Origin of the sequence: Methanosalsum zhilinae DSM 4017 (genome assembly GCF_000217995.1) — an archaeon.
GTDB lineage: Archaea > Halobacteriota > Methanosarcinia > Methanosarcinales > Methanosarcinaceae > Methanosalsum > Methanosalsum zhilinae.
This window is the reverse complement of the sequence record NC_015676.1, coordinates 328215-342348: the sequence shown is the minus strand read 5'-3', so window position 1 is coordinate 342348 and position 14134 is coordinate 328215. Positions and strand designations below refer to the sequence as shown.

Annotated in this window: 10 protein-coding genes; 1 reads left to right on the top strand and 9 read right to left on the bottom strand. The window is 39.8% G+C overall.

Annotated elements, in window-relative coordinates; translation table 11 throughout:
• Window positions 1-130: 130 nt before the first annotated feature.
• The 7 genes from MZHIL_RS01550 to MZHIL_RS01520 form a co-directional block, all read right to left on the bottom strand.
• Window positions 131-892, bottom strand: a complete 762-nt coding sequence (locus tag MZHIL_RS01550; RefSeq protein WP_013897610.1) for a hypothetical protein — start codon at window positions 890-892, stop codon at window positions 131-133.
• Between the two features lie 242 nt (window positions 893-1134).
• Window positions 1135-1803: a hypothetical protein gene (locus MZHIL_RS01545; RefSeq protein WP_013897609.1), complete on the bottom strand. Its 669-nt coding sequence runs from the start codon at window positions 1801-1803 to the stop codon at window positions 1135-1137.
• Between the two features lie 139 nt (window positions 1804-1942).
• Window positions 1943-2239 (bottom strand): winged helix-turn-helix domain-containing protein, encoded by a 297-nt coding sequence (locus MZHIL_RS01540; RefSeq protein ID WP_013897608.1) that lies wholly within the window; start codon window positions 2237-2239, stop codon window positions 1943-1945.
• A gap of 119 nt (window positions 2240-2358) precedes the next feature.
• Window positions 2359-2853, bottom strand: a complete 495-nt coding sequence (locus tag MZHIL_RS01535; protein WP_013897607.1) for a hypothetical protein — start codon at window positions 2851-2853, stop codon at window positions 2359-2361.
• 49 nt (window positions 2854-2902) lie between these two features.
• A complete protein-coding gene (locus tag MZHIL_RS01530) occupies window positions 2903-3574 on the bottom strand; it encodes a hypothetical protein (RefSeq protein ID WP_013897606.1) in 672 nt (223 codons plus the stop codon).
• A gap of 71 nt (window positions 3575-3645) precedes the next feature.
• Entirely contained in the window at window positions 3646-5247 is a 1602-nt protein-coding gene (locus MZHIL_RS01525; protein ID WP_013897605.1) for a COG1361 family protein, read from the bottom strand.
• Window positions 5248-5296: 49 nt separating this feature from the next.
• The gene (locus MZHIL_RS01520) at window positions 5297-7612 is read right to left on the bottom strand and encodes a hypothetical protein (protein WP_013897604.1); all 2316 of its coding nucleotides are present in this window, start codon (window positions 7610-7612) and stop codon (window positions 5297-5299) included.
• Window positions 7613-8734: 1122 nt separating this feature from the next.
• Here MZHIL_RS01520 and MZHIL_RS01515 point away from each other — a divergent pair.
• Complete coding sequence (locus MZHIL_RS01515; RefSeq protein ID WP_216580005.1) at window positions 8735-9010, top strand: winged helix-turn-helix domain-containing protein; 276 nt, start codon at window positions 8735-8737, stop codon at window positions 9008-9010.
• Here the strand turns inward: MZHIL_RS01515 and MZHIL_RS01510 are convergent.
• On the bottom strand, window positions 8978-10207 hold the full coding sequence (locus tag MZHIL_RS01510; protein WP_013897603.1) for a hypothetical protein: 1230 nt from the start codon (window positions 10205-10207) through the stop codon (window positions 8978-8980). The two genes, MZHIL_RS01515 and MZHIL_RS01510, sit on opposite strands and share 33 nt — an antisense overlap.
• 300 nt (window positions 10208-10507) lie before the next feature.
• Window positions 10508-14026 carry an S-layer protein domain-containing protein gene (locus MZHIL_RS01505; RefSeq protein WP_052306385.1) on the bottom strand — a complete coding sequence of 1173 codons (3519 nt, stop codon included), beginning with the start codon at window positions 14024-14026 and terminating at the stop codon, window positions 10508-10510.
• Window positions 14027-14134 lie beyond the last annotated feature (108 nt).

Sequence of the window (14134 nt, the reverse complement as noted above, 5' to 3'; positions counted from 1 at the left end):
AAATGACCAAAATTAAGGCTGTACAATTTATTTAAACATCAAGCAGTTTAGCTATCCATAGAAAATTATTAAAAATAACATAGCGATAATGAGATGAAAAATTAGTAGATCAGCAATATTTTCGAGATAATCAGTTTTCTGCAGGTTTTTTTGTTTTTTCTGATGGATCATGAGCAAAATTAGGATAATTCAATACCTCATACGATTTGTTTTTATTATTGACTGACTTATAGTTTCCTGCCAGCATCATATCAATGGTTGAAATCGATGATTCAGTTATTCGGGTAAGTTTACCTTTATCATATTTTTCCATGCTTAGATAATCGGATATTCCCCTGCATACACCATTTTTTGAATCTTTGGGATCATGGTCATCAAGAAAAACAATGCATCCACTGTATCCAAGTTTTTTGGAAATATGGTTGAGAGCATATCCAACACCGTAATGGCAGGCCACACCCGGCATGATGTATTTATATCCTTCCTCTTTTTTATCCTTTAACCATGAAAAGAGATTAGGATCACTATCTATAATGAATATCCGATCTCGGGTGAACCCATGTTTCTTCAATATATCAACCATTGATCCAAGCGTACAGGGTACATGACAATCCATATCCATGAGCTTCAGGCATTTACTGTCCTTTCTTCCATGGACAGGATCACATAGTGGACACCCATTCTCACCCCGGGGCTTTGCACAGTATGGAAGAAACGAAACCGATTTGTCAAGTTCACTTGAAACTACTCTACCAAAATCAAAATCCGGGGGCGACAGGACTATCCGGCTTTCCTGCAGCACCTTGTCCTGTTTGTGGAATCCACATCTTCTGTTAACCAGTGATTTGTTTAGAGAATATGGTAAGAGCCCATATAATAGTTCTTTGAGCATGCAGGTTCACCTCTCAGTTATTATGCATTCACAGCATATATCCATTTTATATAAAACCATTTATATATCTTCCACTGAATTATTATACAGATGTACGTATTTACTTAGTTTATGTATTTCTAAAACCAATTGATGTTCATCTGTATAACTCTTGTGGCAATCATACTGAGATTAATACTGAATTTTGAGGTCATGTGTATACACATATTCAGGTAATATCAACAAACAAATCGAGATAGTAATCAATATTTCCCATCAAGAAGCATGTCCATGGTCTGGATAGATCGCTCATTTATTTTTGTGCGTTTGCCTTTATCGAACTTTTCCATGCTCAGATAATCACCCAGCCCCCTGCACATCCCATTTCCCGGATCACATGAATCGTAGTCGTCAAGAAAAACAATACATCCACTGTAACCAAGCTTTTTTCCGATATAATCCAGTGCATACCCAACGCCATAGTAGCAGCTGACACCTGGCAGCAGATAATTATAGCCTTCGTTCTTTTTCTGTTCAAGCCATGAAAACAGGTTGGAATCATTATCAATAATGAAAATCCGGTCATGAGTAAAACCATGGCCCTTTAAAACATCAACCATGCTGCCAAGTGAACACGGAACATTACATTGATGGTTCATCAGTTTCAGACATTTGCTATCCTTTCTTCCATAGACAGGATCACATAAAGGACACTCAAAATCACCTTTTGGTTTTGCACAGTAGGGAAGAAATGAAACTGCCCTGTCAAGATCATTTGTGATCAGTTCATTAACATCAAGTGTATGGGGATATATGGCAATCCGACTTTTTTGAAGTAGTTCATCCTGGCGACATAGGCCACATTTCCATTTAACGAACGACTTGTTAAGTGAATGTGGCATTAGAGCATATATCAAATCCCATATCTTCATTTACTATTCCCCACCTGCAAAAAATACCATCCCCGTAAAAATATTTATTATAGTAGAGCCGAAGAATCATATAATGAAGGAATATAAGGATATTGTATAACTGATAATTGTATAACCGATAAATTCAGGGAGTTAATGTTCATGTATTTCCTCCCTCCTTTCTTGCCTTCAGGCTCCTGCCTTCAATATCCCTGTTATTATCCTCAGACTTTAATACATTAGCAAGTTCCTGGAATGTTTTTCCTTTTTCAGTTGTGAAATACAGATCACCTTTCTTTTTTATCAGATTCTTTTTCATTAACATATCAAGATACTTATTGGCAGTAATAAAGTTCAGGTTTGCATTATACACGATCTGTGTCTTATTTGCTCCATTCATTGCGGTATCCAGTATTTCTGCCGTTATATCTATTCTGCTCCTTCGTTTAATAGCCACCACTTCCTATAATTTATGTCCAGCAGATACCAGCAAATCATAATCAGCAAATATTGCTCCTGTGCCTTTTTTAAAGAAAATAAAAGTATACCACAAAACCTATTTCATGGCACACTGAATTATTCTCTTGACCTGTATTTTATGGCTACAGCTATACTCAACACAACTATAATCCCCATTAGCGCTGATAATGCAGGCAAGTTATTCTGGTATGCAACAATATCTGCAGATCTGATTGTATCTCCGGGATCTGCATTCCTGACTTCATCTACATTAACCAGTTCAGATTCAATTCCATTAACATAAAATTCCAGATCTCCATAATTCTGAGGATCTGCTGAAACTAAAAGCCTGTTTGAAGGCTTGTCCCCATAAACCCCTTCCTGCTCAACTGTGGTACTACCAACAACATTTCCATTCAGCATTACAGTAATTTCAGTACCCTGTGGAGCAGGCTCTCCGTTTATTTGTATACTTCCCTGCATGATCAAGGGAAATGAAGGCAGTGATGCTTCATCCTCTGCAGCTGAGACTGCAAAGGATCCTGCTGCTAAAAGCAGAATGCATAGCTGCAATATCACTGCAATTTTAATTGTTCTGTTTTTTTCAATCATGTTTTTTTCACTCCTGCACATCAATATACAGTCGCTTAACTACTCATTTTCATTTCTTTTTATACTTCAGAGCCCCGATACCTACCAGTACGACGAAGAGCAAAAGAACTAGCCCGAATACAAGTGTAGACTGACTCTCCGGAGTTGGAACAGGCATTGATTCATCTGATCCGGTATCAATTTCACTTCCAGGACTTGGAAGAACGGTTTCATCTGATGGTACGGATGGACTCTCATCAACTGCTCCACTGCCATCATCTGATGGTGCAGATGGTGCTGCCATTCCTCCACCGCCGCCCATTGATGTAGAAACGACATCATCACCTGAGCTTTCAGTTGGTGTAGTGGCTTTCAGATTCAGTTCAATCAAGTCTCCCGATTTTGCATTCTTAATGGCATCAGGATTTGCAAGTTCAGATTCTATGCCATTGACATAAAATTTGTATTTCGTATAATCAGACTCGGTTATTAGAAGCCTGTTTGAAGGTTTATCTCCATAGATCCCATCATTTGATACTGTGGTTTTACTTACAACCTTACCATCCAGCATGACAGTAATTGTTGTGCCTGCTTCTGCAGACTTTTCATCTAATTCTACCTCTCCTCCTGCAATAATTGGAAGCTGGGGTGATGCTGCAGATACTGAAACAGCCGCAAATAGTAATATGAATAACTGTAATACCACTGCAAATTTAATTATAGATGCGTTTAATTTTTTCATTTAATCCCCCACTTGGATAAAATGTAGGTGAGATTTGTTAATCTCACCAAATCTTTGCTATTTTATTTTATTCACAATGAGACCAGTACATCATCCTGAGTAACATATACCCAGTATCCTTCAAATGGACTCATTTCGAATATGTCGGTACCAACAGTGTTGCCGCCGATGACTCCAAACTGACCATTAAGTCCAGTTTTCTCATAGGATTTGGTATCCGGATTCCATGGACCTTTTATAGTTGTATATGAGTCATCGATTGAGCCTAGTGCCACTTCTGCAGGAAGCTGATCCATTGAAGTATGCCCAATGGCATTCCATCCAGTATATACATTCATAACTGGTGGAACTGCAGCTCCTCCGGCTTCAAGCAGATCCTCTTCCACAATCTGCATCTCGTTGGACTTTATCCAGTATCCTTTGAGTGGTTCAAGGTCATCTGGGATCTCCCATGCATCTGTACCTGCATTGTAGTATAGCAGTGCATCATATTCTATGTCTGCAAGGACATAGTCAACACTGGAATTTTCAAGTACGTGTGGTACAGAGAAGAAATTCCATCCTTCCTTGAGATCCATTCCCTCAATTGGTACAACATATATTGTGTTGTCCCCGTTGACAGGACACTGATCCTCTCCATCTTCACTCTCAATTACACCACTAAAGGTGTGTTCACCTTCAACATGTGATGCCTTGACAGTGTACTCAAAGCTGGTTACACCGGCCAGATTGAATGTAATCTCATTTCCATTAACTATCACATATGGATCATCCAGAGTGGAGCTGACATATGAGAAACCTGCAGGAAGTGTTTCGATTACACTTACATTCTGTCCGTCATCCTCTACAGTCACTGAAACATTGAACTCCTTACCCATCTGAACTTCAGCTGGGAGAGTCCTGGTTGCAGAGAATGGGCATGGATCTGCTACCTTGATTTCACTGTCACCAGTTACTGCAACTACATTCAGTTCCATATCCTGAAGGGTACCACTGAACGGATAATCACCTGCAGTTCCGGAGGCTGCCACAGTGTATGTGAAGCTTCCCTCGCCGATAAGTGTGAAGGTCACGTCATTTCCATTCACAGATACCTGTGCAGGGTTCAGACTGGAACTCACATAGCTAAAGCCTGCTGGAAGAGTCTCAGTTACCTGAGCAAACATACCATAGTTGGAAGCAGTGATGGTTACAGTAAACTCTTCACCAGGTCCAACCGAAGCTGGCATGCTCCTAACAGCAGATGCTCCATTGTCAACAGGAGTATCAGTTACACTGATAGATGTATCACCGGTAACTGCAATTACATTCAGATCCATATCCTGAAGGGTACCACTGAACGGATAATCACCTGCAGTTCCGGAGGCTGCTACAGTGTATGTGAAGCTTCCCCCGCCGATAAGTGTGAAGGTCACATCATTTCCATCCACAGATACCTGTGCAGGGTTCAGACTGGAACTCACATAGCTAAAGCCTGCTGGAAGAGTCTCAGTTACCTGAGCAAACATCCCATAATTGGAAGCAGTGATGGTTACAGTAAACTCTTCACCAGGTCCAACCGAAGCTGGCATGCTTCGATCCGCTGAAGCATCTGCCGCGGCTGTAGCCGGTAATATGAGTAATACTGCTGCCATCATTGCTACCAGCAATAATATTGTCCTTTTTTCAATCATTGATTAACCCCCAAAAAATTGAAGTGAGTAAACATTGTTTACTCACTCCTTATTGATTCTGAGTCATGTATGTCTGGATCAATGACACTACCTCTTCAATAGTTGGATTTGTTCCTTGAGATGCAAAGTAATCCATAATTGCTGCGATAACATCATCTAGTGTCACTTCATCATTGTTGCCAGTGTCACCATTGCCAGTGTCACCATTGCCAGTGTCGTTGCCATTGTCAACGTCTTCCATTGGTGGCATGTAGATTCTGAAGTCTCCAATTGTTACAAAGTAGTCATTGAGCCAGTTCTGATGGCGTGTAGGCTTCTGCTGTAGGTACAGTTTATCTGGACATGTCCAGTCTCCACTGCAGTCTGCATCAAAGATCATCAGGTAGTTGTGCACCATTGCTTTACTTATGGTTGAATCACCCAGTCTGTAGAACCTTACACCGTCATCAGCATCACCCTCTTCAATGAAGGTGTAGCTCTCACCAATACTTCCAACACCAACTGGGACATCGGATAGTCTCAGATCACCTGGTGACAGGTAGTATCTGTCAAGAGTATCAGCTGTTGCCTGGGTTCTAAGGTACAGTGGAGAATTCACATTGTATCCACCTGATCCTGTGTATGCCAGATAGAAGTAGTAGCCGTCATCATTCTTGTACTGCATCTGATGACCGATATCGGTGTCGTGCTGTACAACCTTGGTGTTTGGATCATAGACATCAAACTTGGTGGTTATTTCACTCAGTCTGATATCGCCCACAGTAACTGTTCCGCTCCTGTCCATATCAAGGTAGTATCCCTGATGGGTCAGGCCAACTTTTACTGTGACATCGGGCTCCATTAGAACATACACAAGGTCTTTGTTACACTGAACTACTTTGGTTCCACATTCAAACCAGTCTTCCTCTTCAATGGCTTCGGGTGGCACATAGGTTCTGTGGTCACCAATTGTCACAAAGTAGTCATGAAGACCACCTGTAAGCTGCTGGAAGTACAGTTTATCAGGACATGTCCAGTCACCTGTACAGTCAGAATCAATGTACCCAGTTATTTCACTGATGTGTCCAATGGTTTCAAGATCCCATCCAACATCGGCGTCAGGGTTCAGTCCGCCTTTTACAACAGACCACATTGGACCTATTTCACCGGCCTCTAAATCATCCATACAAAACACAGGAACATTGGTCAGCCTTATGTCACCAGCAGATACCTTGTTATTACCATCAAGGTCTATGTAGAGTGGATCTCCCAGTGTATATCCATCAAGTCCATCGATATCAGCATACTTTATTGCGTACTGGTCAATGGCTACAAGCTCTTTACCAAGGTCCATCTCATCACACCATTTTACCTTGGTGTTTGGTTCATATGTTGTGGATACATGAGACAGTCTTATATCACCGATTGAAACTGTGCCGCTGGCATCCATGTCAAGATAGATTGCTGTGGGTTCAAGAACCTGTTTTGAAAGTATTGGTGTTGGCAAATGTTCGACCATACCAGGTCTTATCAGCATGTAAGTGGCATCCTTGTCACACTGCTGAACCTTTGTACCACACTCAAATTTCTCATCTGCAGGATCTACAAAGAATCTTACATCACCAATTGTGACAAAGTCATCATATGAAATCCATTTTCCATTCATATAGTATTCAACTGAAGATGGCTGAATCAGATAGATTCTGTCTGCGCAGCTCCAGTCACCACTGCAGTCAACATCAACATACTTTACAAGATCCTCGACATTTCCGCTGCCAATTGGGTTCAGTTCCCACTTGAAGTCAGGAGCTGTTGAGGAGAGAACTTTTGTCCATCTCTGGGCAAACTGTGCCTGGGTGTAGATTACCTCCCCGGCATTTTCAGGATTTAATGATTTAACATCCACTGGTGGAATATCAGTCACCCTGATGTCATTTATGGAGACTTCTCCTGTTCCATGTTTGTCTATGTATACAGGGTCATAAAGGTCATATATTCCATTGTGGTTTATATCATAGTATGATATTGTAGCGTTTGGTAGATCAGACACATTATTGTCTACATCAAAATCGCCAGCTTTCACTTTGGTGTTTGGTGGATAGTTTGTATGATACCATGTGAGTCTTATATCACCTGGTCTTACTTTATTTCTCTCTTCATCTATTATGAGATAAACTACCCCATTTACACTTTCCTTAATTGCGGGTGTTGTTTTAAAATCATTCAATACATGAGTTACTTCAGTGTCGCAGTCAATCACTTTTGTACCGCATGGTTTTTCCCAGCAGAATTTTACATCACAGTTGTTATCCTGTGCTGCGGATACGCCTGTTAACGCAAGGCATACCATTGCTGCGAGTAAAATTACACTCAATTTCCATCGCATATCTATTTACCTCCATCTTATGAAATTCCAATTTATTTCTAAACCTGCACAGCTATGAGCTATTCAGGATAACCGGCATTCACAGATGCTCACAAACGCCACCTATTGACGCTACAGGACGCTTCCACCTAGTTCTGAAAACATCCACTCAAATGTGAAGGCATCTGGACCCCACTCCATCCCATAACTGCTACATTACTTTCTATAAGAGAGAAGTATTAAATACCAATAAGAAGTAAAAGTTAGAAAACCAGATGCAGAAGACGGTTCTGAAACAATAATTAGTAACATTTGTACAGAATTGGAATCCATTCTGCCACATCACTTCAATAGATAATAACCTCTGGAATGGTGGATTTTCAGTACTATTTAGTAATTCTTCAGATCAGTTAAATCAGGTACCTGATCCAGCACAGAAAAGTTAAAACAAAAATCTTATATCCAGGTTATCAGATATAAAAAGCATCAATTGAAAACACAAGTTCACGGATCTGATATTTAAAAAACTAAAATCGGTGTCCTGATAACTTCACGGATTTAGAGAGATATGTCAAATTAGGAGGGATGATTGGTCTCATCCTTTGTAACCGTGAAGTTATCAGGTCCCCCACTATTCCCACAACAACCACAATAATCCTTATCTTTTTTCAGCTTAAATAAGAATATGAAACATAGTTAAGAATTAATACTTCGAAATATTGTTTCTGACAATAGTACGTATGATCAGTTATTCTTTTTAGAGACTAAACAATGGTAAAATCAAATGATAGTCTTCTGAAATGATCATTTAATGTCAACAGTCTACAGTAATACAAAAGTCTCCTGGATTTTAACATAAATCCATTCGGAATAGATAAATTCTGCACATTCCGGATATCCTGAAATAAATACTGTAAAGGCATTATCTGGCAATATCAGTCATTTACCAAATATTTTTTCAGCATTAAATGAAATACCTATCATATAAATTACATATTAAATATAATAAACCGGAAAACAGTTATATATTATTGTTTCTTACTTATACTGGGGAAGAATGGTTCTTAATGGAGTTACAGTGGCTTACAGTAAAAACACATTCGCAACGTGAAAAACAGAGATATATAATACCGTTATAGGAATATAAACTTTGGGAACGGGGGTATTAAAATTCGCAGAAGCAGAACAGATATAGTACTGGATATATTGAACATAGCTTCAAACGGAGCTACAAAGACAAAGATCGTATACGGAGCAAACCTTAACTCAAGCATTGCAAAGAAGTACATAAATGATCTGAAAGATAAAGGGTTGATCGAACAGAGAAGCAACATCTTTGTTATGACTGAGAAGGGTAAAGAATACAGAGATTTAACAAAAGAACTTTTAACTTACTGGGATCAAAAGCCCAGAATGTAAGTTCATCATATGTTCCAGACCATAGTCATTATATAAATTATACACAGTTACAAAGGCTTTCTTGTAGCCGAATTCCGTTTCTGTGTAATTTCTCTGATCCAGATTGTCTGGAACATCCCAGTCGGCCAGTGGAAAATCATAGCAGCATTTAAGGTTTTCATACTGGCTGAAAAATCTCTCTTTTCTTTTTTCCGCATATTCCGGATCTATTCTCTCAAGCACCAGATAGGTATACAGATCAGCATATCCCTCATCAAGCCAGACATGCTCAAACCCGTGGTCTCGTGTCCAGTAATGCGCCAGTTCATGAATGAGTATATCGTATCCTTCACTGTGCAGAAGACATATCCCATCTGCCCCACGATTCATTCCACCATATCCTGAGGTATCAGCTTTGCTTGCCTGTGTGATTGTAATATCATAGTCTGCAGGATATGGAATGCCTGTAATATTTTCCAGTATGGGAAGAGTCATTTCAGCTATTCTAAGCATTCCAAGAGCCCACTGCTCCTCACCACTGTAATGGTTCACTGTTACCTGCAGATCCCCCTGAGAAAGTTTTACATTCCTGCTGATAGATTCCCTTGAGCTGTTACCATATATTTCAAATGCATGTGCCCTGGTCCACTCATTTTCGGGCCTGGAATTGAAGATATAATATCCATCCACTTCATCCATTTCATATATTCCGGGATCAAAATAAACGTCAAATGCATCAGGAACTTTGATACAAACCTCCACGTCATCCCCTCTTTCATCAACGTTGAAGGCCATGATACTATCAGAAATGAGACTCTCAATCACAAGGTCATATTCAATATTGAATGAATAATGGTTACCATACCATACACGTTCCGGGAACTCAATTGTATAGAATGGCTCATCATGGCCTGGACCATGGTAAACCAGATCACCCTTTGCACCATATATCTGTATATTCTCAGCACCATCCGGGATATGAGAATACATACGATCATAATAGCCTCTCCTGTAGCTCGTAGAAGCATCTGTATTTTTGAATACAACTTCCTTGGAAACGTGTACCTGCATTCTGTCAGGATATACCTCGTAATCAGAATCAATTGTTATAGCAGGAACATTCTGGTCAGCTGCAGCTGAAAATGAAAAAATCAAAGCAATAGCAGCCACAAAAAATATAATGCCAGCATAAATACCACATATTCTCAGACGATCCATCAACCTGCTCCTTTTTACATGCAGTTAATGAAGAGATTCCCCTGAAGAACATTAAGTTTGCGATTTTAGTTCAGAAACTTAGTTTAGGAACTAATGTAGAAAACCAGTAAAAATGCAGATGATGATCCGATAGACCCGGGCAGGTTTTTTGAAAAAAACGATTATGTTAGTCTCCAGGGTATTGTTCTTTAAAAAAATAACTTAAAAAAAGAGGTAAAAAAAGTGCAGGAAAAGGAAAGTGGGGTAGGGAGCAAAACCTATTTTGTTCCCTGCCATTCCATATCGTAAATGCCGTCCTGGTTATCTGGATCTTATCTGATCAATCATTTCTGATATCTGTGATGTAAGTTCCATTAATCGGGCCCTGAGCATCTCAACAGTCCATCCTCCTGCCGTGAACATGTATGCTGTGCCAGCTGCACCGGCAATGATCAGAACTCCCAGTACATACCAGAATATGCTCCTGCCCTCAATAACTTCAAAAGTTCCTTCCAGTCCATTAACATTTACAGTATAGTTACCTGGCTCACCCGCTGTATGCACAAATTCCAGTGTTGTTGAATTACCTACACCAAGGGATATCAGCTTTGTATCGGTTACATTTCCATTGATCATGAGATCAACATTGTATTCACCCTCTGCAGTCCCTGTATTTTCAACATCCACAGAAATTGTAACATCCCTGCCCTGTCTGACCTCTTCAGGAGAGATCACAAGATTGGAGAATTCAAAATCTGCCTCCAGAGCAATGACCTCAATATTCCTCTCTGCCTCAAGATAACCTTCCTTGTACGCAGTTATTTTATGCATTCCGGGCTCTCGGGCAGTTCTGGGGTCCACAGTACCATCTTCATCGGTCAGTCCCATAGAATTACCATCATAGAATACCTCCACACCTTCCATGGGTTCAGCACCAATAGCAGTGACAATTCTGATCTCCATTGAACTGCCCTCGTATATGGTCTCAGGTGACACCTCAATGCTCATCATGCGATCTTCATCATCAGGAGAAATAACCTCAACATTTCCTGTAGCTGAGATATATCCAGTTTTCTGGGCCTCCACTGTAAAAGTACCTGCCTCTGTTGGTATATATCTAAGTTCACCATCCCTGTCTGTGGTTCCAATATTCTCTCCACCAAATCTGACATTAACATCCTCAACCCCTGCACCTCTTGAAGTTACAGTTATGGTGAGTGTGGAATCCATAACCGCTGTTGATGGCATGTCCAGATCAAGAGAATCACCTGCAATTGTTCGCTCAACAAATGGATAGTATCTTACATCAGGATGATCATCAGCTACTTTGAATTTGATATCTCCCATGATATCAATTGTACTGCCTCTGCTAAGTGAAAATCCACCGTCGTTTGTCATAACAATACGGTTTTCGGTTATGGAATCAACTTCCATCTTTCCAAATTTATCACCAGTTTCGATCAGCTGATAATCATCGGATATCTGGAAGATACCACCAATGAAAATAGCATTGGTCTCAGTACCCCTGAAAATGCTATCGATCTTTACAATGATTATTGGAACATCGTCAGCTGATCCAAGGTCCCTCTCATATACATAATTCTGACCAGCTCCCACAATAGCATAGGAATCAACCTCTGAGCCGTCCTTTGTCAGGGATACCAGTACATTATTACCGTCAAGGTCGATCTCCTGTATCCTTAGAACATATCCTTCTTCCAGAACCAGAGAAGAGCCAGTGTACAGGGTCCTGCGATTATCATTATCAAGAAGCACTTTTGACAGCTGACCATCTGCCATCATGCTGACATCACGATTCAGGAAAGTAGTATTAGCTGCGGTATAACCTGCAAAATACTTCTCTGCCATAAATCCAATTACTTCATACGATCCAAAGTTGCTCTGTTCAAAGCTTACAAGTGCAGGTACAGTTTCATATCTAAGGTCTCCATCCCCTACAGATCTACCACTGTAGTCAAGTTCCAGAGACTCTGTCATCAATCCTTCATCTATATCATAATAGAACCCTTCGAAGTTCAATGGAGTCCATGTCAGGCCCTCGTTTTCTGCAACTGTTCCCCGGATCTCATGTACACCTGGTTCTGTAATATCCACAAATGGTGCAAACCTGATTGTACCAGAATCTGCAACAATAAATTTAAGGTCACCCATTATGTCAATTGTAGTTCCCTGGCGAAGATTAAAGGAGCCATCATTTCTCATCTCAATTGAGGTTTCACTTATGGACGATATCTCCATTCTGCCAAACTTTTCACCCTGTTCAATGGAAACGTAATCATCAGATATCTGGAAAATACCTTCAATAAACACAGCGTTTGTCTCAGTTCCTCTGAAAACACTTGAAATGCGGGCTGCAATCACAGGTACGTCATCAGTATGACCAATATCCCTCTCATACACATAGATATCACCTGATGAAAGAATGGCACTGTCAACCTCCCTTCCATCCCGGCTCAGTGTCAGGAAAACACGGTCACCACTTACATCTATCTCCACAATATTGATCACATACCCATCTTCAAGAACCAGAGATGAACCGGTGAATACTGAACGCCTGTCATCGGTATCAATCAGAACCTTTGAAAGCTGACCATCTGCCATCATGCTGACATCACGATTCAGGAAAGTAGTATTAGCAGCAGTATATCCGGCAAAGTATCTGTCAGCCATAAAGCCAATCACCTGATAATCACCAAAACCGCCATATTCAAATCCGGTCATCACAGGTTCAGTTATATATCTTAGATTTCCATCATCTACTCTTCGATTGTTATAGTCTAAAAGCTCTATAGTCATGCTTTCAGAACTCATTCCAGTATCCAGGTCATAGTAAAAGCCTGAAAAGCTTTTGGCATTCCACTCATATTTTAAAGAAAGATTGTGGTCAGCATCCCATATTCGGTTACCTGTGGAGTAGCCTTTTGGATGAATAGTTATAGTAAACTTAGCCTCACCAATATCAAAGTCGATTAAAAGTTCAATATCACCGGTATCTTGCTTATTTAAATACTCTTTTAAGATAGTTAATGTAGCAGTAGAGCCATCGTCATCCGTAATTTTATAATCGGTATTATTCTCAAGGGGAGAACCATCGACCTCAATAAGGGTCACATTTTCTGCATCATTCCAGGTAATAACAGTTATTAAATCTTCAGGTTTATCTCTATCGAAGTTTGCATTAGTAGGTTCAATTGTTGCAGGTTTTGGTGTACTATCCTCAATTGTAATAGTAAAAGTAGAGAAATCACCTACATTGAAAAATATTGAAAAATCAATATTACCCGTATCCTGCTCACTTAAATACTCTTTTAAGATAATTAATGTAGCGTTAGAGTCATCGTCATCCGTAATTTTATAATCGGTATTATTCTCAAGGGGAGAACCATCGACCTCAATAAGGGTCACATTTTCTGCATCATTCCAGGTAATAGTGGTAGTAACATTTTCTTGTTCTGAGAGCTTTTTATCAAATGTTGAAGTTGAGGGGGCAATAGTAGCGGATTCGGTACTATCCTCAATTGTAATAGTAAAAGTAGAAGAATCACCTACATTGAAAAATATTGAAAAATCAATATTACCCGTATCCTGCTCACTTAAATACTCTTTTAAGATAATTAATGTAGCGTTAGAGTCATCGTCATCCGTAATTTTATAATCGGTATTATTCTCAAGGGGAGAACCATCGACCTCAATAAGGGTCACATTTTCTGCATCATTCCAGGTAATAGTGGTAGTAACATTTTCTTGTTCTGAGAGCTTTTTATCAAATGTTGAAGTTGAAGGGTCAATAGTAGCACTGTTATTTTCTGATGCTGCCATTGGAGCTGTTAATAATAGTAAAATAATCGCTGCTAAAACTAAAAAACTTAATTTTTTCATAGATATTTCTTTAACTGGGAGAAGTTTGTTAAATAAATTCATAGTATT

What these genes read in the sequence shown, in the direction of transcription:
- MZHIL_RS01550 (WP_013897610.1), bottom strand. Translation starts at nt 892, where the DNA reads ATGCTCAAAGAACTATTATATGGGCTCTTACCATATTCTCTAAACAAA.
- MZHIL_RS01545 (WP_013897609.1), bottom strand. Translation starts at nt 1,803, where the DNA reads ATGAAGATATGGGATTTGATATATGCTCTAATGCCACATTCACTTAAC.
- MZHIL_RS01535 (WP_013897607.1), bottom strand. Translation starts at nt 2,853, where the DNA reads ATGATTGAAAAAAACAGAACAATTAAAATTGCAGTGATATTGCAGCTA.
- MZHIL_RS01530 (WP_013897606.1), bottom strand. Translation starts at nt 3,574, where the DNA reads ATGAAAAAATTAAACGCATCTATAATTAAATTTGCAGTGGTATTACAG.
- MZHIL_RS01525 (WP_013897605.1), bottom strand. Translation starts at nt 5,247, where the DNA reads ATGATTGAAAAAAGGACAATATTATTGCTGGTAGCAATGATGGCAGCA.
- MZHIL_RS01520 (WP_013897604.1), bottom strand. Translation starts at nt 7,612, where the DNA reads ATGCGATGGAAATTGAGTGTAATTTTACTCGCAGCAATGGTATGCCTT.
- MZHIL_RS01510 (WP_013897603.1), bottom strand. Translation starts at nt 10,207, where the DNA reads ATGGATCGTCTGAGAATATGTGGTATTTATGCTGGCATTATATTTTTT.
- MZHIL_RS01505 (WP_052306385.1), bottom strand. Translation starts at nt 14,026, where the DNA reads ATGGCAGCATCAGAAAATAACAGTGCTACTATTGACCCTTCAACTTCA.